Source organism: Flavobacterium psychrolimnae (assembly GCF_003312425.1).
Classification (GTDB): Bacteria; Bacteroidota; Bacteroidia; order Flavobacteriales; family Flavobacteriaceae; genus Flavobacterium; species Flavobacterium psychrolimnae.
Window position 1 is genome coordinate 1 of sequence record NZ_QNUX01000020.1, and the last position, 24,429, is coordinate 24,429.

General features: G+C 33.8%; 22 protein-coding genes. 11 read left to right on the forward strand and 11 right to left on the reverse strand.

Annotated features, from left to right (window positions below; all coding sequences use genetic code 11):
- Positions 1–180: 180 nt before the first annotated feature.
- Together DR980_RS15730 and DR980_RS15735 are read right to left on the reverse strand one after the other, a co-directional pair.
- A complete protein-coding gene (locus DR980_RS15730) occupies positions 181–1,074 on the reverse strand; it encodes a lytic transglycosylase domain-containing protein (protein WP_113637866.1) in 894 nt (297 codons plus the stop codon).
- A gap of 26 nt (positions 1,075–1,100) precedes the next feature.
- Positions 1,101–1,784, reverse strand: a complete 684-nt coding sequence (locus DR980_RS15735) for an alpha/beta hydrolase (RefSeq protein WP_113637868.1) — start codon at positions 1,782–1,784, stop codon at positions 1,101–1,103.
- Between the two features lie 113 nt (positions 1,785–1,897).
- Between DR980_RS15735 and DR980_RS15740 the strand changes: the two genes are divergently transcribed.
- Together DR980_RS15740 and DR980_RS15745 are read left to right on the forward strand one after the other, a co-directional pair.
- Positions 1,898–2,614, forward strand: coding sequence for a pirin family protein (locus DR980_RS15740; RefSeq protein WP_113637870.1), 717 nt, complete (start codon positions 1,898–1,900; stop codon positions 2,612–2,614).
- A 29-nt stretch (positions 2,615–2,643) separates the two neighbouring features.
- Positions 2,644–2,928, forward strand: coding sequence for a GNAT family N-acetyltransferase (locus DR980_RS15745; RefSeq protein ID WP_113637937.1), 285 nt, complete (start codon positions 2,644–2,646; stop codon positions 2,926–2,928).
- 63 nt (positions 2,929–2,991) lie between these two features.
- Here DR980_RS15745 and DR980_RS15750 read toward each other — a convergent pair whose 3' ends face one another.
- Positions 2,992–4,626: an ABC-F family ATP-binding cassette domain-containing protein gene (locus tag DR980_RS15750; RefSeq protein ID WP_113637872.1), complete on the reverse strand. Its 1,635-nt coding sequence runs from the start codon at positions 4,624–4,626 to the stop codon at positions 2,992–2,994.
- Between the two features lie 258 nt (positions 4,627–4,884).
- On the opposite strand from DR980_RS15750, the gene DR980_RS15755 reads away from it, so the two are divergent.
- Positions 4,885–5,418 carry a murein L,D-transpeptidase catalytic domain-containing protein gene (locus DR980_RS15755; protein WP_113637874.1) on the forward strand — a complete coding sequence of 178 codons (534 nt, stop codon included), beginning with the start codon at positions 4,885–4,887 and terminating at the stop codon, positions 5,416–5,418.
- Between the two features lie 75 nt (positions 5,419–5,493).
- On the opposite strand, the gene DR980_RS15760 is transcribed toward DR980_RS15755, so the two are convergent.
- Entirely contained in the window at positions 5,494–6,669 is a 1,176-nt protein-coding gene (locus tag DR980_RS15760) for a GlmU family protein (RefSeq protein WP_113637876.1), read from the reverse strand.
- Between the two features lie 161 nt (positions 6,670–6,830).
- Positions 6,831–7,082 (reverse strand): type B 50S ribosomal protein L31, encoded by a 252-nt coding sequence (locus tag DR980_RS15765; RefSeq protein ID WP_039109118.1) that lies wholly within the window; start codon positions 7,080–7,082, stop codon positions 6,831–6,833.
- A gap of 241 nt (positions 7,083–7,323) precedes the next feature.
- Between DR980_RS15765 and DR980_RS15770 the strand changes: the two genes are divergently transcribed.
- From DR980_RS15770 to DR980_RS15790, 5 genes are all read left to right on the forward strand, one after another.
- On the forward strand, positions 7,324–7,854 hold the full coding sequence (locus DR980_RS15770; protein ID WP_113637878.1) for a DUF4199 domain-containing protein: 531 nt from the start codon (positions 7,324–7,326) through the stop codon (positions 7,852–7,854).
- A 6-nt stretch (positions 7,855–7,860) separates the two neighbouring features.
- Positions 7,861–8,820, forward strand: a complete 960-nt coding sequence (locus DR980_RS15775; RefSeq protein WP_113637880.1) for a glycosyltransferase family 2 protein — start codon at positions 7,861–7,863, stop codon at positions 8,818–8,820.
- Positions 8,821–8,988: 168 nt separating this feature from the next.
- The gene (locus DR980_RS15780) at positions 8,989–10,716 is read left to right on the forward strand and encodes a phospho-sugar mutase (RefSeq protein ID WP_113637881.1); all 1,728 of its coding nucleotides are present in this window, start codon (positions 8,989–8,991) and stop codon (positions 10,714–10,716) included.
- Positions 10,717–10,796: 80 nt separating this feature from the next.
- Positions 10,797–12,644 carry an ABC transporter ATP-binding protein gene (locus DR980_RS15785; RefSeq protein WP_113637883.1) on the forward strand — a complete coding sequence of 616 codons (1,848 nt, stop codon included), beginning with the start codon at positions 10,797–10,799 and terminating at the stop codon, positions 12,642–12,644.
- A gap of 99 nt (positions 12,645–12,743) precedes the next feature.
- Complete coding sequence (locus DR980_RS15790; protein WP_113637885.1) at positions 12,744–13,445, forward strand: DUF2971 domain-containing protein; 702 nt, start codon at positions 12,744–12,746, stop codon at positions 13,443–13,445.
- Positions 13,446–13,456: 11 nt separating this feature from the next.
- Here the strand turns inward: DR980_RS15790 and DR980_RS15795 are convergent, their stop codons facing one another.
- From DR980_RS15795 to DR980_RS15805, 3 genes are all read right to left on the reverse strand, one after another.
- Positions 13,457–14,179 carry a hypothetical protein gene (locus DR980_RS15795; protein ID WP_113637887.1) on the reverse strand — a complete coding sequence of 241 codons (723 nt, stop codon included), beginning with the start codon at positions 14,177–14,179 and terminating at the stop codon, positions 13,457–13,459.
- 120 nt (positions 14,180–14,299) lie between these two features.
- Positions 14,300–16,726: a TonB-dependent receptor gene (locus DR980_RS15800; protein WP_244199325.1), complete on the reverse strand. Its 2,427-nt coding sequence runs from the start codon at positions 16,724–16,726 to the stop codon at positions 14,300–14,302.
- A 54-nt stretch (positions 16,727–16,780) separates the two neighbouring features.
- On the reverse strand, positions 16,781–18,478 hold the full coding sequence (locus DR980_RS15805; protein ID WP_113637892.1) for a M23 family metallopeptidase: 1,698 nt from the start codon (positions 18,476–18,478) through the stop codon (positions 16,781–16,783).
- A 174-nt stretch (positions 18,479–18,652) separates the two neighbouring features.
- Here DR980_RS15805 and DR980_RS15810 point away from each other — a divergent pair, with 174 nt between their 5' ends.
- From DR980_RS15810 to rny, 3 genes are all read left to right on the forward strand, one after another.
- Positions 18,653–18,943 (forward strand): hypothetical protein, encoded by a 291-nt coding sequence (locus tag DR980_RS15810; RefSeq protein ID WP_113637894.1) that lies wholly within the window; start codon positions 18,653–18,655, stop codon positions 18,941–18,943.
- A gap of 8 nt (positions 18,944–18,951) precedes the next feature.
- A complete protein-coding gene (locus tag DR980_RS15815) occupies positions 18,952–19,245 on the forward strand; it encodes a cell division protein ZapA (protein ID WP_113637896.1) in 294 nt (97 codons plus the stop codon).
- A gap of 206 nt (positions 19,246–19,451) precedes the next feature.
- Positions 19,452–21,017, forward strand: coding sequence for a ribonuclease Y (gene rny / locus DR980_RS15825; protein WP_113637898.1), 1,566 nt, complete (start codon positions 19,452–19,454; stop codon positions 21,015–21,017).
- A 109-nt stretch (positions 21,018–21,126) separates the two neighbouring features.
- Here rny and DR980_RS15830 read toward each other — a convergent pair whose 3' ends face one another.
- From DR980_RS15830 to DR980_RS15840, 3 genes are all read right to left on the reverse strand, one after another.
- On the reverse strand, positions 21,127–22,653 hold the full coding sequence (locus DR980_RS15830; RefSeq protein WP_113637900.1) for a PAS domain-containing sensor histidine kinase: 1,527 nt from the start codon (positions 22,651–22,653) through the stop codon (positions 21,127–21,129).
- Positions 22,654–22,844: 191 nt separating this feature from the next.
- Positions 22,845–23,741, reverse strand: coding sequence for a site-specific tyrosine recombinase XerD (gene xerD, locus DR980_RS15835; protein WP_113637902.1), 897 nt, complete (start codon positions 23,739–23,741; stop codon positions 22,845–22,847).
- A gap of 77 nt (positions 23,742–23,818) precedes the next feature.
- Positions 23,819–24,391 carry a porin family protein gene (locus DR980_RS15840; RefSeq protein ID WP_113637904.1) on the reverse strand — a complete coding sequence of 191 codons (573 nt, stop codon included), beginning with the start codon at positions 24,389–24,391 and terminating at the stop codon, positions 23,819–23,821.
- Positions 24,392–24,429: the final 38 nt, after the last annotated feature.

The window sequence follows — 24,429 nt, forward strand, 5'->3', positions numbered from 1 at the left end:
ACTTCTTCTACACAGCGAAGTTTAAATTCATAATTGTATTTGACTTTTCTTTCCATAAAAATACCCCCAAATAGTGTCTAACTTTTTGGGGGCAGTTCAAGATGCAAAATCCCCTTTTTTTGTACTTATAAGTCAAACTTAAATCTTTCTTTAAATGCCTTATATGGTTCAAAAAATCAGTTAATATCCTTTCAAAGGAATTTCGATTTGATATTTTTTACCAGTTTCATTTATCAATTTCGTTTCTCTAAGCCAAGGATTATGAATCTTCAAAATTTTATAATTGATTCCTTGTCCTTTTGCAAACTCTGCCAAATCAGTAATTGAACTGTCAACTTCTATTTTACGGGTGGGCAAAGCTCCATATAAATCTTCTGCAGCAATACTGAAACCATATTTTGCGGGATTTTCCATAATTTCTTTCAATGCTAAAATCCTAAAAACATAACGGGACGTTTCTTCGGTAAGCAATAAATCATAATAATTTGATACTTTCTGAATTCCAATTTGTTTATTCACGCCAGACATTCCACCGTTGTATGATGCTGCCGCTAAAGTCCAGCTTCCAAATTTTCCTTTGGCACTCAAAAAATAACTGCAGGCTGCTTCCGTAGATTTTTCAAGATCATAACGTTGATCTACATTTTCAGTCACTTCCATTCGGCGTTCCTTAGCCGTTTCCGGCATAAATTGCCATACTCCTCTTGCTCCTGCTGGCGAAACTACATTCACCAATCCGCTTTCTATAACGGCCAAATACTTAAAATCATCTGGAATACCATTCTTTTTCAAAATAGGCTCAATCACTGGAAATGCACGATTGGCTCTCTTAATAGCCAAAATAGTAGAAGCATGTAAATTGACATTTACTAGTAATTCCCTATCAAAGCGTTCCTTCACATCCGATATTTTCAACGGAGTTTCTTCGCCTGCAAAATCTAGTTTTGCGGGAAAACTATAACTGATTTCTGCTTTTACATCTTTCCCTTTTGCGTCATTTGTTGTTGCAAAAATGAATATTCCACTTGCAAAAATTACGGTTACCAGTAGTATTATTTTATTAATAGGTTTCATCTTTTCTTTTTTTCCCTTTTGTTTCGTTACAAAAGCGTCTTTGCTTGTTTTTTTACTCCCAATATAATGGAAGGCAAATTTTCATTCAACCACTTGTATTTATTCAAAATCATAATATGTGTTCCGCCTTTTACAATAATACAATTCTTGATATATTTTATTGGAAAAACATCATCCGCATCACCATGAATATGAATTACATTTTCATCACTAACCGTTCTATCCCATAAAATCACTTGTTCCACAGCCCAGTTCAAATAACGAATATCCCGAACAGAAAGAAATTTTTCATATAACTTAAGGCGCTGATTTACTTTTTCTCCAAATGAAAATTTAGCCAGACTTTCGATATTTGCAAATAAACTCATCGGTATCAGTTTATACGCTTTGGTTGTCTTAGCGATTTTCAATCTTCGTGGAAATTCAGAATTGCATCTCACACTCGAAATAATAATGACTTTGCGCACCTCTACATATTTCGCCATTTCCTGAACTAAAATCCCTCCAAAAGAAACACCAATCAAAACCGGATTCTTATGGATTACTTTTGCACTAATTCTCTTGGCATAATCCGTCAAAGATTCGTGATCTAGCGGAATCTCCCATTCTAATAAATGGATTTCGAACGTGTCTTCAGGAAGTACAATTCGCTCAAAAATGGCAGCACTTGACGCCAAACCTGGCATTAGATAAACTGGAATTTTACTCATAATTGTTTTAACGATTTTATAACAAAATTCGGAATTTTTATGGCGAATTTTGTATAAAATTAATTTTTTTATTGGAATTCGTCCAACTAACCATCTTATATTATCAATAATTTATGACTACACAACTATTTACATCAAATACAAGAGGAACCGCAGATTTTGGTTGGCTTAAAGCCAATTTCTCTTTTTCTTTCGGAAATTATTTCAATCCGGAGCGTTTGCAATTTGGAATGTTACGCGTTTTAAATGACGACACCATTGCAGGTGGATCAGGCTTTGGCACGCATGGACATGCCAATATGGAAATTATTACCATTCCGCTCGAAGGTGGTTTAAAACACCGGGACAGTATGGGAAATGAAGGCGTAATTGGTTTTGGCGAAGTCCAAGTAATGAGTGCCGGATCCGGAGTAGAACATTCTGAAATGAATGCGAGTCAGAAAGAAGAGGCAAAAACGTTACAACTATGGGTTTTTCCTGACACAGAAAACGTCACACCAAGATACGACCAGAAATCGTTTGATATTGAAAATCAAATCAATACCTTTGTAAATATTGTTTCGCCAAACGATCAAAATGATGGCAATGCACTTTGGGTTTACCAGAAAACCTTTTTCCATTTAGGAATATTCGACAGCAATACCAGCGCTACTTATAAAGTACGAATTCCTAAAAATGGTGTTTATTTATTTTTGATTGAAGGCGAAATAGAAGTTAACAACCAAGTTTTGAAGGCAAGAGATGCCATGGGAATTACAGATTTTGATGCATTTGATATCAAGATCAATACCAAATCAAAAATACTTTTGGTAGAGGTACCAATGAATTAGAGTTAATTATTATGGATGCAGCAAGTACTATGGAAATCAAAGACAACACTTTTTCTAGACAATTTGAAACTATAGTAGATGAGGGATTAGTTTCTGTTGAATATTCTTTTCAGGAGAAGAAAATATTTTTAACAAAAATAAATGTTCCTGAATCTTTTGAAGATGAAGAATTTATTTCAAATTTCCTGAAAAACATTATGGAGATTGCTATTGAAAGAAAATTCAAAGTGGTTCCTATTCTTCCAAAAATAGTAGTATTTTTTAAAAAAAATCCTGTTTACAAAGAGTTACTTCCTCCGGGAATTAGACTGTAACAAAAAAAAAATCGGCTGTATTTTAGGATACAGCCGATTTTGATTTAAAAGAGTTTAAGAATATTATTTCTCTATTTCTCTCATGCTATCCATTTTCTTGTTGGCTAAGAAACCGGTAATATCTTCAAAATGTTCCACCACTCTTTTATTTCCAAATTCAAAAACTTTAGTCGCTAATCCGTCTAAGAAATCTCTATCGTGTGAAACCAAGATTAAAGTTCCGTCAAAATCACGCAAAGCATCTTTGATAATATCTTTGGTTTTCATATCCAAGTGATTCGAAGGTTCATCCAGAATCAATAAATTCACGGGTTCCAACAATAATTTAATCATTGCCAAACGGGTTTTTTCCCCACCCGAAAGCACTTTCACTTTTTTGGTCACATCATCACCCTGAAACATGAAAGCACCAAGAATATCTTTGATTTTAGTTCTTACATCGCCCACAGCAATATCATCTATAGTTTCAAAAATAGTGGCATTTTCATCTAATAATGAAGCTTGATTTTGAGCAAAATAGCCAATTTGTGCGTTATGACCAATTTCTAAACTACCACCATTGATTTCAATTTCTTTCATAATGGCTTTGATCATAGTCGATTTTCCTTCACCATTTTTTCCTACGAAAGCTACTTTTTCACCTCTTTCTATGACCATATTTGCATTCGAAAAAACAACATGATCTCCGTATGATTTTGATAAATCCTTTACAATAACCGGATATTGCCCAGAACGTGCTGCGGGTGGAAATTTTAATTTCAATGCCGAAGTATCCACTTCATCCACCTGAACAATAACCAATTTCTCTAACATTTTAACACGAGATTGAACGGCATCCGTTTTAGAAAATGTTCCTTTAAACCGGTCAATAAAAGTCCTGTTATCTGCAATCATGCGTTGCTGCTCGTCATACGCTTTTTGCTGATGCACACGTCTGTCTTTTCTAAGTTCCAAATAATGAGAATATTTGGCTTTATAATCATAAATACGTCCCATTGTAACTTCGATGGTACGATTTGTAATATTATCGACAAAAGCCCTGTCATGAGAAATTACCACCACGGCTTTAGCTGAATTAATCAAGAAATCCTCTAACCATTGAATACTTTCGATATCCATGTGGTTGGTAGGCTCATCCAGCAAAATTAAGTCTGGTTTTTGCAAAAGGATTTTTGCCAGTTCTATTCGCATTCTCCATCCACCAGAGAATTCTGAAGTTTGACGGGTAAAATCTTCGCGGACAAATCCCAAACCAATTAGAATTTTCTCTACTTCGGCTTCGTAATTTACTTCTTCAATGGCATAAAATTTCTCGCTTAAGTCAGAAACCCTTTCAATTAATCTCATGTACGCATCACTTTCATAATCGGTACGAATCGTTAATTGTTCATTGATTTCATCTATTTCGGCCTTCATACCAAAGATTTCACCAAAGGCTTTAGAAGTTTCTTCCATAACCGTTGCGCCATCAGTAGCTAACAAATGCTGAGGTAAATAAGCCACAACTGCATCTTTTGGAGCCGAAATATTCCCAGTTGACGGTTTGCTTTGACCTGCAATAATTTTAAGCAGCGTCGATTTTCCTGCTCCATTTTTACCCATAAGGGCAATTTTATCATTTTCATTTATAGCAAAAGAAACATCACTAAAAAGTGTCGTACCACCAAATTGTACGGAAATATCGTTAACTGTAATCATTTAGATTATAAGATTTTTAGATAATTGGATTATCAGATTTTAAAAGTGCAAATATAGATTAATTCAGGAAGAAGACAATTGAATAATTTACAACAATAAAAAATTTAAAACCTTGAAATATAAATTTTAATGCACTTGCAATATTATTCTTTTTTCATAGTTTTACATTTGATATTCAACTGTTTGAGAAAACAAAAATAATACCAGAACACGCTCTTGAATTATTCATATTAGGGGAAAAATTCTAAAAAAAGTTTGATGAAAAAGATATTTACACTACTTCTTTTATGCACTATCAATTTAATTATTGCTCAAACTAGCGAAGAAATTGTAAAAAAGGCAAACGAGATACAAACAAAATGGGGTTATAAAGCCACAAATAAAAACATCATAACATTAATTGATTTTTCAAAATCAATAGAAGAAGCTCGTCTTTATGTTATTGATTTAAAAAACAGTAAAATACTCCTGACCAGCAATGTTGATCATGGATCTGGCTCTGGAACAGGATTGACACCTCATTCTTTTAGTAATAATATAGGAAGTAACGCAACCTCGCTGGGATGTTATGTAACCTTGCAAACGTACAAAGGAATGTGGGGATATTCGTTAAAACTAAACGGATTAGAAAGCGATAAAAATTCTAATGCCTTAAAAAGAAACATTGTAGTTCATTCCTCAAAACGGATGTATAGTAAATTCAGTTCTGGCTGTTTCTCTGTTCCCGATAAAAATTCCAATATACTGATTGACCTGATAAAAGGCGGTTCGCTTGTATATGCTTACCAATAAATCATTCATTTACTCTTTTCTATAAACAACAAAAGCCTCTAAATTGAGGCTTTTGTTGTTTATAGAAAAAAGAAATTAATCTTTTCTCCACTTTTTAGTTTCCTCAAAAATATGTTCTAAAATTGCTGCTTCTCTTTCATCGAATTCCACATTTCGGCGGCTCATTACGAGTCTTGCAGTTTCAAATGCTTTTTTGGTAATATAAGTGGTAAATCCAGAAGCGCCGCCCCAAGAAAAACTTGGCACAAAATTGCGAGGAAAACCACTGCCAAAAATATTAGCGCTCACTCCTACTACCGTTCCTGTATTAAACATCGTGTTAATGCCGCATTTGCTATGGTCGCCCATCATTAAACCGCAAAACTGAAGACCCGTTTTAGCAAAACCTTCCGTTTCATAGCTCCACAATTTCACTTCTTCGTAATTATTTTTCAAATTCGAATTGTTACTGTCGGCACCAATATTACACCATTCACCAAGAACTGAATTTCCTAAAAACCCATCATGACCTTTGTTAGAATACCCAAACAATACCGAATTATTGACTTCACCCCCAATTCTGGAGAAAGGACCTACGGTTGTGGCTCCATATATTTTAGACGCCATTTTTACCGATGCGTTTTCGCACAAGGCAAAAGGGCCTCTGATTACAGATCCTTCCATAATTTCAGAATCCTTACCTATATATATAGGACCAGTAGAAGCATTTAAAGTCACAAACTCTAACTTTGCTCCTTCTTCGATAAATATATTTTCAGGTGCAATTACATTCACACTTTTTGGAATAGGCTGAGATCTTCGGTCTTCCGTCAAGATTTCGAAATCTTCCCGAATGGCAGCATCATTTTTAGAGAAAATATCCCAAGTATTTTGAACCGTTAAACAATCATCGGTATATTCTATAATTTCATAGGAATCAAAATCTACTGCTTCTTGTTCTTCCGTAGTATAGAAAGCGATTACTTCATCGCCTCTAAAAATTGCCTGATTTGGTTCCAGGTTACTAACCATTTCGACCAAAATAGCGTTAGGCAGGAAAGAAGCATTAATCATAACATTCTCCTCTAATTCTACCATTGGATATTTTTCTGATAAATATTCCTCTGTCAAAGTAGTTGTAGTAGAACCCAGATGCATTTCCCATTTTTGACGAATGGTCATAATTCCAATAAGAATATCGGCAACAGGACGTGTAAAAGTAAAAGGCAATAAGGCGTTTCTGGAAGGTCCGTCAAAAAGTATGTAATTCATAAAATTGTTTATTTGTTGATTCGGTTAGTTATTGATTAAAAATAGTTCAAACAACTTCCCATTTTATAATATTGACTTCAAAGTTACAAAGTTTTCAAATAAATAAAATAAAAAAGCCCTCCAAAAAGGAAGGCTTTGATATATTTGAAAACAAGTTAAAATTATTTAACGTGTTTAGCGTATTTAGTTTTGAATTTATCAATACGTCCTGCTGTATCGATAAGTTTAGATTTACCTGTGTAAAAAGGGTGAGAAGTTCTAGAGATCTCCATTTTCACAACTGGGTATTCAACACCATCAACTGTTAATGTTTCTCTTGTATCTGCAGTAGATTTAGTGATAAAAACTTCGTCATTTGACATGTCTTTAAATGCAACTAATCTGTAATTTTCTGGGTGAATTCCTTTTTTCATCTTGTTAATCTTTTTTATTTGTTAATTATAATTTGTCTTGAAGCTTTTCTTCTAACAGAAAAGGTATAAACTCCTTATAACTTTTTGTTTTACAATATTATTTTGAGTTTGCAAATTTACAATTTTTTTCCAATAAACAAATCTTTGCATCACTTTTTTTATATAATCGTAAAAAGCGATTTTTAGCTCCGAATATATTGGGAATTGTTATATTTGTGGATTAATACTAAAAACTATAACAATGGTAAATGAAATCATTAAAAGAAACGGGATTACTTTTGGAGTAATAATTGGAGTTGTTTCTGCGTTAATTACAGCAACTATCTATGCTATTGATTTGAATCTCTTCACTTCCTGGTGGATTGGAGCTTTGAGCATTGTGACTTACCTAATAATAGGAATAGTGTTGCTTTCAAAAACAAAAAAAGAACTCAATAATGTTTTCACTTTTAAAGATGCCTTTACTACTTATTTTATTGCTACACTAATTGGTATCTTAATCTCCACTGTTTTTAATATTCTTTTATTCAATATTATCGATCCTTCAGCTAAAGATACTTTAAATGAATTAATGATAAAATATACTGCTAATATGATGCAAAAGCTTGGCACACCTGCATCAGCCATTAATGAAGCTATTGCAAAAATGAAAGAAAATAATCCTTATTCAACGGTAGAATTACTTAAAGGTTCTGCTTTTAGCATTATTTTCAGTTCTATTTTCGGATTAATTTTGGCAGCATTCTTTAAAAGCAAATCTACACAAGAATAAAAATTAATGAATTTATCAATACTCATACCGCTTCTTAATGAAGAGGAATCGCTTAATGAACTATATAATTGGATCATCAAAGTGATGCATTCTCATAATTATTCGTACGAAATCATTTTTCTGGATGATGGAAGTACGGATAATTCATGGACTATCATCGAAGGATTTGCAAATGAAAATCCTCATGTAAAAGGCGTTCGTTTCATGAAAAATTTTGGAAAATCACAAGCACTGCATGCTGGTTTCGCTAAAGCGCAAGGCGATGTCATCATTACTATGGATGCTGACTTGCAAGACAGCCCAGAGGAAATTCCGGGATTGTACGACATGATTGTCAACGGAAAATATGATTTAGTTTCCGGATGGAAAAAGAAACGCTATGACTCCGTGGTGGCAAAAAACTTGCCTTCTAAATTGTTCAATTGGGCGGCTAGAAAAACATCGGGAGTGGAATTGAATGATTTCAATTGCGGATTGAAAGCCTACAAAAATATTGTGGTGAAAAACATTGAAGTTTCGGGTGAAATGCACCGATACATTCCGGTTTTGGCAAAAAATGCCGGTTTTGGCAAAATTGGCGAAAAAATAGTGCAACATCAAGCCCGAAAATATGGTGAAACTAAATTTGGGATGGAACGCTTTATCAATGGTTTTCTGGATTTAATAACTATTTGGTTTCTATCAAGATTTGGAAAAAGACCAATGCACTTATTTGGAGCCATGGGATCATTAATGTTTATTATTGGGTTTATGCTTGCCGGATATATTGGTATTTCAAAATTGTACCACATGTATAATGACATGCGTTATAGTCTGGTAACAAATAATCCTTGGTTTTATATCGCGCTTACCACAATGGTTTTGGGAACACAATTATTTTTGGCTGGATTTCTTGGCGAAATAATTTTGAGAACAAAAAACAATGAAGAGCGTTATAAAGTATCGACTGAGGTTAATTTTTTATAAATTTATGTAAACGAAAAGGTTCTCGTTTGCACAATACCTAGCCCTGATAGTAGCGGCATCCCACGCTTTTTTTAGCGTGGATACAGCGGATAGCAGGATTAGCTCCTAAAAACAAAACAACTGGATTTAAATTTCATTTACGAATTTAGAACCTAAAAAAAATATACAATGAAAATCAAACAAAACATTTTAGATGCAGTAAATGAGTGGCTTACACCAACATTTGACACCGCAACACAAGAAGCGATAAAGGAAATGATGACTACATCTCCGAAAGAACTGGAAGAGAGTTTTTATAAAAATCTTGAATTTGGAACCGGTGGAATGCGCGGTGTTATGGGCGTGGGAAACAATCGCATCAATAAATATACGCTAGGAAAAAGTACTCAAGGACTTTCGGATTACTTGCATACTGCTTTTCCTAACCAACCTTTGAAAGCCGTTATTGCTTACGATTGTCGTCATAATAGCGATACTTTGGCTAAATTAGTGGCGGATGTTTTCACGGCTAACGGAATTGAAGTGTATTTATTTTCGGAATTGCGACCTACTCCAGAATTGTCATTTGCGGTAAAACATTTAGGTTGTCAGTGTGGAATCGTTCTTACGGCATCACATAATCCACCAGAATATAACGGATATAAAGTGTACTGGCAAGATGGTGGACAAATTGTACCGCCGGAAGATGAGGGAATTATCAATGTTATTGAAAATTTAAATTACAATCAAATCAAGTTCACTGCAAATGAAGATTTGATACATTATATAGATAAGGAAGTTGATGAAGCTTTTATAAAATCAACTATCGAGAATGCGAGTTTTGGAACTTCGGCTGAAGCTAAAGAAAACCTGAACATTGTTTTCACTTCTTTGCACGGAACTTCAATCACATTAGTTCCTGACACTTTTGCGCAAGCGGGATACACAAATGTGCATATTGTGGAAGAACAAAGAGTGCCAAATGGTGATTTCCCAACTGTAAAATCTCCTAACCCAGAAGAGCCGGAAGCATTGACAATGGCGTTGGCATTGGCAGATAAAACCCATGCTGATATTGTTATTGGAACGGATCCTGATTGCGATAGATTAGGTGTTGCGGTTCGAAATAACGAAGGACAAATGACCTTGCTGAACGGAAATCAAACGATGATTTTGATGACCGCATTTCTATTGGAACAATGGAAAAAAGCGGATAAAATCAATGGTAAACAATTTGTGGGTTCTACAATTGTTTCTACTCCTATGATGATGGAATTAGCAACAAACTACGGCGTGGAATGCAAAGTGGGATTGACTGGTTTCAAATGGATTGCCAAAATGATTAAGGATTTTCCTGAGTTGGAATTCATTGGTGGCGGTGAAGAAAGTTTCGGTTATATGGTAGGCGATGCTGTACGTGATAAAGATGCTGTTGCAGCTACGTTATTGATTTGCGAATTAGCGGCTCAAGCCAAAGCCAAAGGAAGCACGGTTTACAAAGAATTATTAAAACTTTATGTTGACAACGGTTTTTACAAAGAACACTTAGTTTCATTGACTAAAAAAGGAATGGATGGTTTGCAGGAAATCAATCAGATGATGATTGACATGAGAGAAAATCCATTGAAAGAAATCAACGGACAACGTGTAATTATGCTGGAAGATTATCAATCCTCAATCGCTAAAAATTTACTTACTGATGAGGAATCCAAAATGGAAATTCCAAAATCGAACGTATTGATTTATTACACCGAAGACGGCTCTAAAATTTGCGCCAGACCAAGTGGAACGGAACCAAAAATAAAATTCTATATCAGTGTAAATACGGAATTGGAATCAGTAGAAGATTTCAACGAAGTAGAAAGTATTTTGGACCATAAAATAAAAAATATTATTACTTCAATGCAATTGAATTAATTAAAAAACAAAATTGATTTTTCAGACAGACCCGATAAGTAGAGAACTTATCGGGTCTTGATGATAAAAAAACAACTTAAATGGACTCAAATTTCAAAAAAATTATTCCTTTCACAAAACCATATCGTTCTCATATGGTTTGGAACGTAATATTCAATATTTTTTACGCACTGTTTAGTACTTTGTCATTTATTGCATTAATCCCTATGATGGATGTCCTTTTTGGCACAAGTGAAAAAATCAACAAAAAACCTGTTTTAGAATCTATTTTTGATATTATCAAATTCTCTAAAGAATACTTATACTATAACATCACACAACTAACAGACGAGCATGGTCCTGAATTTGCGTTACTGCTAGTTATAGGTATAGTTAGCATCACTTTCCTGTTAAAAAATCTGTTTAATTACCTTGCATCTAATCATTTGATGCATCTTAAAAACGGCGTATTGAAGGATTTAAGAAATTCAATGTATCACAAAATCATCAACTTACCTGTTTCCTACTATTCTGAAAAAAGAAAAGGAGATATTATGGCTCGAATGTTGGGTGATGTAAATGAAGTTCAAAATTCTTTTTTTTCTATCCTAGAATTAATTGTAAAGGAACCAATGACAATTATATTCACCCTAATTGGAATGATTGCAATCAGTTTCAAATTGACCTTGTTTGTCTTTATTTTCATCCCTCTATCAGGACTATTAATATCAAAAATTGGTAAGTCATTGCGCAGCAAATCCGAGAGAGTACAATATGAAAATGGTTATCTAATTTCAATTGTAGAGGAATCGTTATCCGGACTAAAAGTTGTTAAGAGTTACAATGCAGAATCAAATTTTAAAGAAAAATTTAATGATTCAGTTACCAGAGTCTTAAAGTTATCTAATAGTATCGGAAAAAAGAACAACTTAGCTACACCATTAAGTGAGTTCTTAGGAATTATTACAATTTGTGTATTGCTTTGGTTTGGTGGAAAAATGGTACTTGTAGATACGCTGCCTAATGGAAAAGCACTCCTTGATGGAGCTAAGTTCCTAGCCTACATGGGTCTTGCTTATAACATTCTAACTCCGGCAAAAGCTATTTCTAAAGCCTCTTATTCCGTAAAAAATGGATTGGCGGCAGCCCAACGTGTTTTTGAAGTTCTAGAAGTAAAAAATGAAATTACAGACAGCGAAAATGCGGTTAAAAAATCAACTTTTGAAGACAGTATAACTATTAAAAATATTAATTTTAGATACGAAGAAGAGAATGTTTTAAAAGACTTTTCACTTCAAGTTAAAAAAGGACAAACTGTTGCTCTTGTAGGACAATCCGGTAGTGGGAAAAGTACCATTGCTAATTTATTGACTCGTTTTTATGATGTGAATGAAGGAACAATTGCAATTGATGGAATTGATATCAAAGATATGAACCTACATTCCCTTCGTGATTTAATGGGATTAGTTACCCAAGACAGTATTTTGTTTAACGATACGATTAAAGCTAATATCTCTCTTGGGAAATTAGACGCAACGGATGATGAAATTATTGAAGCGTTGAAAATTGCCAATGCCTATGAATTTGTAAAAGACTTACCGTTAGGAATTCATACTAATATTGGCGACAGCGGAAACAAACTTTCCGGTGGACAGAAACAACGTTTATCTATTGCCCGTGCCGTTTTGAAAAATCCTCCAATTATGATCTTGGATGAAGCGACATCAGCATTGGATACTGAAAGTGAAAAATTTGTACAAGTAGCACTGGAAAACATGATGCAAAACCGAACTTCAATTGTAATTGCGCACCGTCTTTCTACCATTCAAAAAGCAGATTTGATTGTTGTGATGCAAAAAGGAAAAGTAGTCGAACAAGGAAAACACGAGGAACTTATTGCAATGAATGGTATGTATAATAAGTTGGTTACCATGCAATCATTTGAATGATTTTGACAGAGTGCAGATTTTTAATTTTTTGATGAATGCTTTTCTCAGTGGGAGAAAATAACCAACTAATTTCATTTTTTAAATCTTTAAATCTAAAATATGTACATCAACAATCCAAACATAAAACTACCTGAAGACCCAAATACTGTTGTTTGGAAATATCTTGATTTATCTAAATTTTTGGATTTATTGATGTCTGAAAAATTATTCATGTCGCGATCCGATAAATTCGAAGATCAATATGAAGGCACTTTTAGCGAACCCACATTTGAGGAAATAAAAAAACTGTCAATAGACAATCCTGACTTTTTAAACTATTATAAAACACACAGGGAAAAAGTAGCAATTAGCAGCTGGCACATCAATGAATACGAATCATTTGCCATGTGGCAGATTTTCACGCAAAACAGTGAAGGGTTGGCAATTCAATCCACAATTGGGCGTTTGCAAGAATCCTTGAATCCGGAAACTAATTTCAATCAATACATTGGAGAAGTAAATTACATCGATTACAAAAAAGAGCACATTCCGTTTGACGATATGTTTTTTCCTTTTTTATTCAAACGAAAAAGTTTTCAGTATGAAGGCGAAGTACGAATCATTACAGACATTGGCGAAAGCGAAATCAAAATCAATGAGGGATTGAAAATTAATGTAGACATCAATCAGTTGATTGAAAAAATATACATTCATCCCAAATCCGAAAACTGGTATAAAAATCTGGTCATTCAATTAGTGAAACAACTGGGTTTTGATTTCACCATTGAAAAATCAGACTTAGAAAGTGATATTTTGATTTAAAACCAATCTTATTAAACTGGCTCGTAACCAATTATTTCCCATTCTTTTTTCGACAAATCAATATAGTAGTAATTCACAACATCTTTCTTATCAAACTCTCCGTTTTTATTGGTATCCTCAACGGTTCTGTAGTAAAGACGATTTTTTGAACTAATCAATTTCCAATCAATTAATTCCTGAAAATCAGAAGATATTTTAGTGAATTTCTCACCGCTGATTTCACTTAAATACAAAGCTTTAATATCACTTGTATCTAATTTTCCGTCCTTATTCGTGTCCATATCAACCATAGTGTACACCATGATCTGGTTATTGGTTTTATCAGCAACCGACTTCAAATACGTAGCTGTTTGAATTAAAACAGGTTTGTCTGTCAATTTTCTGATGGAATCCGAATCTACTTTTTGGAATTTTAAATTCTGCAAGAAACCAGTAATTTCAAATTCGCCATAATTTGAAATTGTAAAACTCAAATCATTCACACTGGAAGAACCATATCTAGATTTCACTCCTCGCTCCCGAATGCTTAAATCAGCCACAGGATGAATTAAATAATCCGTTCCCTCCATTTGCAGTGGCAAATCTGCAATTTGTATCTGAGTCGAATCAGCTCTGGTAATTTGTTTTGATTTACCAGTACCGTCATACGTTACTTTTGGAATTTCAACTTCTTCCTTACAACTTGTCAAAAACAAAATTGCTATTCCTATTAATGTGATATGTAGTTTTTTCATAATCCTGTACTTTAAAATCCAAATGTAATCATTTTTAAAAAATGGTAATGAAATTATGCCGCCGATTTGCCTAATTAAATGGGTATAGATATGTATATTAAATTTTTAAAGTCATTCCCATTACAACTTCGCAGTCAATTTTATATTAAAAACTCTGGTGGTCATGTAATTAGGAATTGCATATTGATTTTTAGAATACACATCGCGAACCCATGTATTAGTTATGGCATTTTGATTGTCAAAAAGATTAAAAATTTCCAATCCTATCGCCAACTCTTTAAAGTCTTTAAACAAACCCGAATTCTTTTTTACAGTAGAATTGTCTATAAAAACTTTAGAAAAACCTACATCCACGCGGCGATAGTCATTCAACCTATTTTGGTACAAATAAGGATCAGCATATGACGGTGAACCGCCTGGCAATCCGGTATTGTAAACTAAATTCAGATACAATTTTAAACTTGGAATATTTGGCATATAGTCTTGAAATAAAAGTCCAAATTTCAATCTCTGGTCTGTAGGTCTGGCAATATATCCCTTATCATTGCTGTTTTCTTCTGTTTTCAAATAGCCAAAACTAAACCACGATTCTGTTCCAGGTACAAACTCCCCGTTCAAGCGAACATCCAATCCTTGCGCATATGCAGTGGCATTATTGTTAGCTGCGTAACGAATTCGAACATTGTCAATCGTATATGTATTCACATCTGTCAACGATTTATAATACAACTCCGAAACCAACTTGAAAGGACGATTCCACATCTCAAAACTATAATCATTCCCAATAACAACATGCACCGATTGTTGCGCCTTGGTATTAGGTTGTACCATTCCATCCGCATCTCTCAACTCCCTGTAAAAAGGTGGTTGATGGTACAATCCTCCCGAAAGTCTAAAAACCATATCTTTCTCCCAATCTGGTTTTATGGCAAATTGTGCTCTGGGACTGAAAGTAATTTGGGATTTGCCAGCTACAGTAGAACCTAAAACCTCCCAGTTATGAAAACGTACTCCGGCATTATACCAAACCTCACTCGAACCAATATTCGATTTCAAACTCCATTGCCCATATCCTGAAAATCTATTTATGGAATTAAAATTTGTCGCTCGGATATTTTGATACGGAAGAAGAGGTCCAGTGTAAGGCGAATACGGCTGGTCATTTTTAGGCAAATCAATAATTGGTGGATTCAAAGAAAAACCCGCAGAATCAATAACCTCCCACTCTATTATTCTGTCACGGATAGATTCCCGTGTATATTTAATTCCCCACTCCAACTGACTTTCTTTCCAATCGTGAAATCCTTTTATCTCCGTATTAACAATCAGCGCATCCAAATCATTTCTGGCATGACTCAGCTGCGATCCAATTCCTCTTGTGAAAGCAACTTCTCCAAAAGTTTCAGAACCAATATTAGAATCCACTTCGCCTAAACGGTATTGTGCGAAAATATCGAAATATTCTTGTTCCAAAGTTTGAAAAACAGAACCAATAAATTTCAAAGTAAAATTATCCGAAACATTGAATGTTGTTTTCAAAGCTCCAAAATACGTATCGTATTCGTCTTTTTCCTGACCTTCATAAAAGACTGTCAGGGCCATAGGATTATCTATAGTTCCAAAATTCGTCTGTCTGGTTAATGGCTGATATTGGTATTTATTTTGAGAAATATTCCCTAGAAAACTCCATTGCCATTTAGTCGAAGCTTGATAATTTATATTGGTTTGAACATCCGCAAACGAGGGTGTAAAATTCGTTTGAGTTTCTTGGCTGTTCACAAAAAGACTGTTGTTGCGGTATCGAACTCCCGTTACTGCTGACCATTTTTTATTTTTAGAAACGGCATCAACAGAAAGGCTTCCACCAAGGAAACTCGCTTCAAGGCTTGCGCCAAATTTAACCGGTTTTCTATAGGTAATATCTAAAACAGAAGACAATTTATCTCCAAACTTTGCTTGAAAACCTCCCGCCGAAAAATCAACATTTTGCACTAAATCTGTATTGGTAAAACTCAAACCTTCTTGTTGCCCAGAACGAATAAGGAACGGACGATAGACTTCAATTTCATTCACATAAACCAAATTCTCGTCATAATTCCCTCCGCGCACTGCGTATTGTGTACTCAACTCATTATTAGAATTTACTCCTGGCAAGGATTTCAAAATGTTTTCGATTCCGGCATTGGCTCCGGGAATTTTCCGAATCATCTCAGGCTCAATTGTTGTAATGCCCTGAATCTGTTTTCGGTTGTTGGAGGTCACAATAACTTCTCCCATTTGTTCTTCCAGATCGCTCATTACTGGATTGAACTCCTTTTGTTCATTGGCATCCAAAGAAAAAATCACAGTTATTTTTTTTAAAGAAACATGCGTAAAAACAAGTATCACTTGTTGGTTTGCAGGAATTTTCAAATTGTAAAAACCATTTTCATTCGTTCGCGTACCGCCGCTCGAATAAGAAACATTTACGTTTTCTACCGGTTGATTGTTTTTATCTAAAATAACTCCTTTTATTCTAGCCGTTTGAGCGGATAGAGTTAGGCTCAAAAAGACAAATATTAATACAGGTAATAATTGATTCGCACTCAAAGTGTTTGGTTTTTATTTTTTTTGACTTCTAAAAAAACGAGTTTCAAAGGTAATTGAATTACCTACATTATCCGTTACAACAACTTTTAAATCATTGGCACCATCAACAGCAATTCCATCACTAAAATAATGAGTCAATTTTCTAGTCTTGTTATCGTATTCAAATAAAACCCATTTTCCGTTTAAGTAGCCATTGTATGATTTAATCCCTGATAATTCATCGTAAATAGAGAGCTGAATGGTTTTTTGATCACTAATCCATTTTCCTTCAACTGGAACGGCTATGCTTATTTTTGGAGCAACCGTATCTGTAACCAAAGCATATTTCCCCAAGATTTTAACCTTAGTATTAAATACATTATCTTTTCTGTAGGTTGGATTATAATTTACTTTTTTCCCTTCGATTCTGCCAATAAACATTTTTTCTTTTTGAAGTTCGGTGGATTTTGTGTCTTCAATGGAAACCGTAAAATTAGTATGCGCAGGAACCGTGTCGTCATGCAAAAACAACGTATCGTTTTTTACATCAAAATTCAAATCAAAATCTTCGTAAAAAGTTCCCGCAGGAAAGAAAACAGACATGTTTTCTAAAGCAAAATTGCTGTCTTTATTCGCTCGGACAAAATAATTGGATTGAACAGGCTCCTTGCTTATTATGGTAGGTAAAATATCATATTTGATAGGAATAGCTATTGTTTTTTTATTTCCAAAAAAATCCGAAACTTCAATGCGGTAGAGCGATGCTAAATTGGGTGTTACTGGCAAAACCCCCTTATTTTCATCGGCTTGAATAAAGCTCAAATTATAAGGCGTTTTCATGAATAATTTCTGAACCCGTTGTTGCATTTTCTTATATCGCGAGTAATCAATCAGCGCATTGATATAGCGCATATCGTCAAATGAATACGTATTGAATTCATAACCGAAATTTGGTTTTCCATTATAGAAAGACTGCACTTTATACACTCCATTATTATTAAACGAAACATCATCTTTGTCATAAGCCGAAATACCAAAACCTATTGAACCATTTGCAACGACTTTGTCTGACAAATAGGTTCCGTCTTTTTGTAAAGAAACATTCAGTAATAAAGGCCGTTTTGAATTATTGACCGTAGTTTTTGCATCTAAAGGATATACGTAAACTCCAGATACGATTGGTTTCTTCGTGTCTTTTAAAAATTTATTGAATCCAAAAAGCATCGGATTAATGATAAACTCCGTTTTAGAATCCCGAAATTCAAAATGCAAATGCGGTCCTTCTGAAGCTCCTGTATTTCCTGAAAAGGCAATTACTTCACCTTTTTTAACTACCATTTCATCGGGCTTAAAAAACATTTCGATCTCAAACGATTGCTCTTTATAATGCGTTTTCTTGATGTAATTTTCTATTTCACCGTTGGCCATTTTTAAATGTCCGTAAACCGAAGTATATCCATTAGGATGGTTGATGTAAATTGTTTTTCCGTTACCAAAAGTTGATATCTTTATTCTTGAAACATAACCATCGGCTACGGCATACACTTTTAATCCTTCTTTTTGTTGCGTTCTCAAATCAAAACCCGCATGAAAATGATTGGGTCTCAGCTCACCAAAATTCCCGGATAATTGCATCGGAATATCTAATGGATGTCTAAAATAATCTTTTGGATAATCAACTTGAGCAAAAACAGAGGTACAAAAAAATAATATATATAGCGGAAATTTCATGATTTACATTTTTGCTAAGATAAAAAAAGTATTCAAAACAGCACTAAAAAAAACCGATCGTAACCATTTGTACAACTGATATTTAATTAATTTAATGCAAAAAAAATAATAAAATATTGCAAAATTAAAAAGGAATACTAACTTTGTATGATTATGTAATGAATAGGATATATAATGAGTGCAATTGCAGAAATTATTGATACTCTTGAAAATAAAGTCGAAAAACTTTTTATTAAAATGAAAGGTTTAGAGAAAAACAATCAAGATTTGAAAAACGAATTAACAAAAACTGCATCCATAATACAAACTCAGTCACAAGAGATTGAAGCGCTAAAAACGCAGTATGAAACACTCAAAGTAGCAAATACATTACTAGGCAGTGACGATAATAAAAGAGATACGAAGCTTAAAATAAATTCATTAATTCGCGAAATTGATTACTGTATAGCACAACTATCAGATTAATAAAAGATATGGACGAAAAGCTTAAAATTAAAATATCAATAGCAGACAGAGTCTACCCGTTAACGGTCGATTTTGCACAGGAAGAAGGCCTGAGAAGCGCTTCTAAAAAAATTGATAAGATGATTAAGCAATTTGAAGAAAATTATGCTGTTCGTGACAAACAAGATGTTTTGGCAATGTGTGCCTTACAATTTGCCTCACAAACAGAACAAAAACAAATTGATAACGCCATTGATGGAGAAGCAACCATTGAAAGAATTAAAAAAATCAATGCGATTTTAGATCAATATCTCGACAAATAAACGTTCTTTACAAAAACTAAGATACTGCCTACATTAGTTCTTATTTGGTAAACTCAACACTAACATTTTAGAATGAGCAAATCATCGTTACTATAGCAAGCCAATTCAGTTTGGAAGCTTGAACAACGAGTTAGCTCAAAACTTGTCTTTTCGAGTTTATTCAATCCCACTAATGTAGGCTTTTTTATATATAAATTTTAACAAACATGGACAACATATTAACGATTATTATTACAGGAATTATAGGTATTGTAGCGGGTTTTGGTATCGCAAAATTGATAGAAAAAAGCAACATCTCCAACCTGATTAAAAACGCAAAGAAAGAAGCAGCGTCGATATTGAAAGATGCAAATCTGGAAGCTGAAAACATAAAGAAAGATAAAATTCTTCAAGCAAAAGAGAAATTTATAGAATTAAAATCAGAGCACGAACAAGTCATTTTATCCCGTGATAAAAAAGTGGCTGAAATTGAAAAAAGAGTTCGTGATAAGGAATCTCAAATTTCAAATGAATTGTCAAAAGCTAAAAAAGTAAATGATGATTTTGAATCAAAAACTATAGAATACACTACAAAAATTGAGAATTTAGACAAGAAACAAGCTGAAGTTGAAAAACTTCATAAAAGTCAATTGCAGCAATTAGAGGTTATATCTGGTTTATCTGCCGAAGAAGCTAAAAATCAATTGGTAGAAGGATTAAAAGCTGAAGCTAAAAGCAAAGCAATGTCTCACATACAAGACACGATTGAAGAAGCTAAATTGACCGCACAACAAGAAGCTAAAAAAATAATCATCAATACCATCCAAAGAGTTGGTACAGAAGAAGCAGTTGAAAACTGTGTTTCTGTATTTAATATTGAATCTGACGACGTAAAAGGTAGAATCATTGGTCGTGAAGGTAGAAATATTCGTGCACTGGAAGCAGCTACCGGAGTAGAAATTATTGTTGATGATACGCCTGAAGCTATTATCCTTTCTTGTTTTGACCCTGTACGTAGAGAAATTGCTCGTTTGGCATTACACAAATTAGTAACTGACGGAAGAATTCACCCGGCCCGTATTGAAGAAGTTGTTGCAAAAACTGCGAAACAAATTGACGATGAAATTATAGAAGTTGGTAAACGTACCGTTATCGATTTAGGAATTCACGGATTACATCCAGAATTGATTAAAGTGGTGGGACGTATGAAATACCGTTCTTCTTACGGACAAAATTTATTGCAACACTCGCGTGAAGTTTCTAAACTTTGTGGAATCATGGCAGCTGAACTTGGCTTAAACGTAAAACTGGCTAAAAGAGCTGGTTTATTACATGATATTGGTAAAGTTCCAGATGCCGAAAGTGATTTACCACACGCTTTATTAGGAATGCAATGGGCGGAGAAATACGGTGAAAAAGAAGAGGTTTGCAACGCTATTGGAGCACACCACGATGAGATTGAAATGAAATCATTATTATCTCCAATTATTCAGGTTTGTGATGCTATTTCAGGCGCAAGACCAGGAGCGAGAAGACAAGTATTGGATTCTTACATTCAACGTTTAAAAGATCTTGAAGAAGTAGCTTACGGATTCAGCGGTGTGAAAAATGCTTACGCCATTCAAGCCGGTAGAGAACTTCGTGTAATTGTGGAAAGCGAAAAAGTTTCTGATGAAAACGCCGCTAATTTATCTTTTGATATATCGCAAAAAATTCAAACAGAAATGACTTATCCAGGACAAGTTAAAGTAACTGTAATACGTGAAACAAGAGCAGTAAACATTGCTAAATAGTTTCATTGAATTAATTCATAAAAAACTTCTCATCGCTGAGAAGTTTTTTTTTTGCAGTACATATTCTAAAAGACACTTCCCTCCTTGTGTATTAAACCCAGTCCATTTATTAATCATTCAAACTATTATTAAAAGTGATTTTAAAGGTGGATCCTACCCCAACTTCACTTTCTACCGAAACGGTGCCTTTCATTGATTCAATCTGATTTTTCGTAATGTACAATCCCAGACCATGCGCTTCTTTATGATTATGAAAGGTTTTATACATTCCAAAAAGTGAATCACCATATTTTTTCAAATCAATCCCTAAACCATTATCAGAAATCGACAAGGTCTTCGTACCATCTTCCAATGAAAAAGTATATTTAATAACAATTGGCCTATCTGGATTTGAATATTTTATAGCATTCGTGGTAAAATTCAACAAGACACTTTCTAAATAAGCTGGGTTAAAATCTACAGTAACTCCTTCCGGAATTTCATTTATAATAGTAACTCGATTTTCGCTTTTTAAGTCTCTAATCAAAGCTAAGGTCTTATTAAGATATACATTTAAATCCAAACTGGACATCGGAGTATTTGCGTTACTTTGTATCTGTACGATTTGGGTTAAATTAAGGATTGTTTCATTCAAATCATCCGAAACCATTCTCAAATAAGATAACATTTCCTTGTTACTATCAGCGGTGTCATCCGCATCAATAAGATCTAAAATCGACTTAATATTTCCTGCCTGTGTATTCAAATTATGAGAAACAATATGAGAGAAATTCAATAATCGGCTATTTTGCTTACTATATAATTCCATTGTTTTCACCAATTCTAATTCTTTTTCTTTTTGAGACGAAATATCGGTGTGCGTGCCTATAACTCTCAGTGGTTTTTCATTAATATCTCGCTCAATTACTTTACCCCTATCTAAAATCCATCTATATTTTCCCGTTGATGTTAAAACACGATGGTAGTTTTCATAGAAAGGAGTTCTGTTTTCAAAATGATCTTGAATATCCGAATAGTATTTTTCTAAGTCATCAGGATGAACTATTTCGTCCCAACGTTCCGGACTATCAAAAACATCTAAAGAAATCAAATCTAAGATTTTCATAGATTGCGAAGAATAAAAAACTTTATTAGTCCTTAAATCCCAATCCCAAACCCCTGATGTGGAAGCTTCCTGAGCAAATTTAAAACGCTCCTCGTACACTTTCAATTTAATCTCTTGCTCTTTTAAGTTCGTGATGTCTGAAATTCTTCCATAAAAAGCAATACTTCCATCTGGATATAATTCTGGTTTAGAGGAAACTTTCAGCCAACGCAATCCTTTTTCGGGCAACAACACCCGGAACTCAAAATCCCATTCCGTCAGATTCTTTCTTGCCTGGACTAATGATTCAAAAAATGGCAATCGATCTGCTTCAAACACTCTATCATAGATGAGAAGTTTGTCAGAATCCGAAAAATGTTCCGATGACAACTCAAAAAAATTATCCACTGATTTACTCACTAGCGGGAATAAATAAGTATTGTCAGGAGCAATTACAAATTCAAAAATTAAATCTGGAATTTCTTTAAATAATTTATTGTAAAAATCATTTACCTCTTGGCAATTTCCGTTTTGGGGAAAATTAAAAACCATAATCACTTTTTAAACGATTTGAATATGATAACAATGTAATACATATTTTTAATTAAAAAATTAAAATAAAATTAAAAAATTCACAGTTTAGTAAAAAAAAATACTGCTAAACAATTAAAATATTTAAATCCGTTTTTTATAAAATTCCCTTCTTAAAATTAGTTTAGTTGACCAAATCAAAACTTACTCCACTACTTTCTAGGATGAAAAGTGGTTAGCACTTCTGCCAAAAATTTTCGATCAAGATGCACATATATTTCCGTTGTAGTAATGGATTCATGGCCAAGCATCAACTGTATGGAACGTAAATCAGCTCCGTTTTCCAGAAGATGTGTTGCAAAAGAATGACGCAAAGTATGCGGACTGATGGTTTTGTAAAGATTTATTTGAAGGGCTAAGTTTTTTATAATTGTAAAAATCATCGCTCTAGTCAATTGCTTCCCCCTTCTGTTTAAAAACAAAGTGTCTTCAAATCCTTTTTGAATAGTAAGGTGCGTTCTGATGGTATTCCGATAAATTTGAATGAATTTTTGTGTCAAATCACTTATGGGCACAAAACGTTGTTTATTGCCTTTTCCAGTAATCTTAATGAAGCCTTCTTCAAAGAATAAATCGGAAATTTTTAATGTTACTAGCTCGGAAACCCGTAATCCGCAACCGTAAAGCGTTTCTAGAATCGCACGGTTACGTTCTCCTTCATTCGTAGTCAAATCAATAGCTGCGATAAGATTATCAATCTCTTCGACAGATAAAGTATCCGGAAGTTTCCTGCCTGTTTTAGGTGTTTCAATCAGTTCCAAAGGATTGTCCGTACGATAATCTTCAAAAATTAAATAACTGAAAAAACTTTTAAGACCGGAAATTATCCTGGCTTGTGAACGAGGATTTACTTCTTTGGAAATACTGTAAATAAACTGTTGCACTGTTTCTTCCCCTATTTGAACTGGCGAAACTTCAATTTCATTTGTACTCAAAAAAAGACACAGCCGATCGATATCAAAAGAATAATTCTCTATGGTATTCTTAGACAATCCACGCTCGATCTTTAAATACGACTGATAACTTTTTATGTAGGTGTTCCAGTTCATTATTACAAAGAAACACTTTTTTAGAGATAAAAAAACCTCCTTTTTGAGAGGAGGTTTAAAATTCATTTTTTACACTACTAGAATTTGTAAGCTAGAGAAAGAGAAAAAACAGAGTTCTGTACACTCACATCTTCTTGTAAAGCATCTTTAAATTCGTCACTAAAAATGTTTGAAACTCCCATATTATAACGAACTCCAGCAGAAAATTTCTCAGTAAAATCATAACCAGCACCAAAATTAACTCCAAAATCTGTGGAATTAAATAATCTTTTAGAATCTATAGAGTTTCCATCCATCTTTATTTTTGCAGATGTTAAAAAACCTATTTGAGGACCTGCTTCTAAATTAAATTTATCTGCTACATAATATTTTGCCATTAAAGGAACATTGATGTAAGTCAAATTAAAACTTCCTTCATCACTATCCGACCCTTGTCCTGAAAACAAAACCTCAGGTTGCAATGCAAATTTATCAGATAATTTAATTTCTGCAAATACACCAATATTCACACCTGTTAAATTAGATCCATCCTCAATATCACCCGAGAAATTAGCAAGGTTTAATCCACCTTTAACACCAAATTTCGTTTCTTGTCCATTAGCAAATCCAAAAGCAAATACAGCCGCAACTGTTAAAATAATTTTTTTCATCTTTATTATTTAAATCGTTAATTTGATGCAAAATTATA

What these genes read in the sequence shown, in the direction of transcription:
- DR980_RS15785 (WP_113637883.1), top strand. Translation starts at nt 10,797, where the DNA reads ATGGACTCAAATTTCAAAAAAATTATTCCTTTCACAAAACCATATCGT.
- DR980_RS15805 (WP_113637892.1), bottom strand. Translation starts at nt 18,478, where the DNA reads ATGAAATTTCCGCTATATATATTATTTTTTTGTACCTCTGTTTTTGCT.
- DR980_RS15795 (WP_113637887.1), bottom strand. Translation starts at nt 14,179, where the DNA reads ATGAAAAAACTACATATCACATTAATAGGAATAGCAATTTTGTTTTTG.
- DR980_RS15775 (WP_113637880.1), top strand. Translation starts at nt 7,861, where the DNA reads ATGAATTTATCAATACTCATACCGCTTCTTAATGAAGAGGAATCGCTT.
- DR980_RS15815 (WP_113637896.1), top strand. Translation starts at nt 18,952, where the DNA reads ATGGACGAAAAGCTTAAAATTAAAATATCAATAGCAGACAGAGTCTAC.
- DR980_RS15750 (WP_113637872.1), bottom strand. Translation starts at nt 4,626, where the DNA reads ATGATTACAGTTAACGATATTTCCGTACAATTTGGTGGTACGACACTT.
- DR980_RS15745 (WP_113637937.1), top strand. Translation starts at nt 2,644, where the DNA reads ATGGAAATCAAAGACAACACTTTTTCTAGACAATTTGAAACTATAGTA.
- DR980_RS15790 (WP_113637885.1), top strand. Translation starts at nt 12,744, where the DNA reads ATGTACATCAACAATCCAAACATAAAACTACCTGAAGACCCAAATACT.
- DR980_RS15740 (WP_113637870.1), top strand. Translation starts at nt 1,898, where the DNA reads ATGACTACACAACTATTTACATCAAATACAAGAGGAACCGCAGATTTT.
- DR980_RS15755 (WP_113637874.1), top strand. Translation starts at nt 4,885, where the DNA reads ATGAAAAAGATATTTACACTACTTCTTTTATGCACTATCAATTTAATT.
- DR980_RS15730 (WP_113637866.1), bottom strand. Translation starts at nt 1,074, where the DNA reads ATGAAACCTATTAATAAAATAATACTACTGGTAACCGTAATTTTTGCA.
- xerD (WP_113637902.1), bottom strand. Translation starts at nt 23,741, where the DNA reads ATGAACTGGAACACCTACATAAAAAGTTATCAGTCGTATTTAAAGATC.
- DR980_RS15760 (WP_113637876.1), bottom strand. Translation starts at nt 6,669, where the DNA reads ATGAATTACATACTTTTTGACGGACCTTCCAGAAACGCCTTATTGCCT.
- DR980_RS15765 (WP_039109118.1), bottom strand. Translation starts at nt 7,082, where the DNA reads ATGAAAAAAGGAATTCACCCAGAAAATTACAGATTAGTTGCATTTAAA.
- DR980_RS15735 (WP_113637868.1), bottom strand. Translation starts at nt 1,784, where the DNA reads ATGAGTAAAATTCCAGTTTATCTAATGCCAGGTTTGGCGTCAAGTGCT.
- DR980_RS15770 (WP_113637878.1), top strand. Translation starts at nt 7,324, where the DNA reads ATGGTAAATGAAATCATTAAAAGAAACGGGATTACTTTTGGAGTAATA.
- rny (WP_113637898.1), top strand. Translation starts at nt 19,452, where the DNA reads ATGGACAACATATTAACGATTATTATTACAGGAATTATAGGTATTGTA.
- DR980_RS15830 (WP_113637900.1), bottom strand. Translation starts at nt 22,653, where the DNA reads ATGGTTTTTAATTTTCCCCAAAACGGAAATTGCCAAGAGGTAAATGAT.
- DR980_RS15840 (WP_113637904.1), bottom strand. Translation starts at nt 24,391, where the DNA reads ATGAAAAAAATTATTTTAACAGTTGCGGCTGTATTTGCTTTTGGATTT.
- DR980_RS15780 (WP_113637881.1), top strand. Translation starts at nt 8,989, where the DNA reads ATGAAAATCAAACAAAACATTTTAGATGCAGTAAATGAGTGGCTTACA.
- DR980_RS15810 (WP_113637894.1), top strand. Translation starts at nt 18,653, where the DNA reads ATGAGTGCAATTGCAGAAATTATTGATACTCTTGAAAATAAAGTCGAA.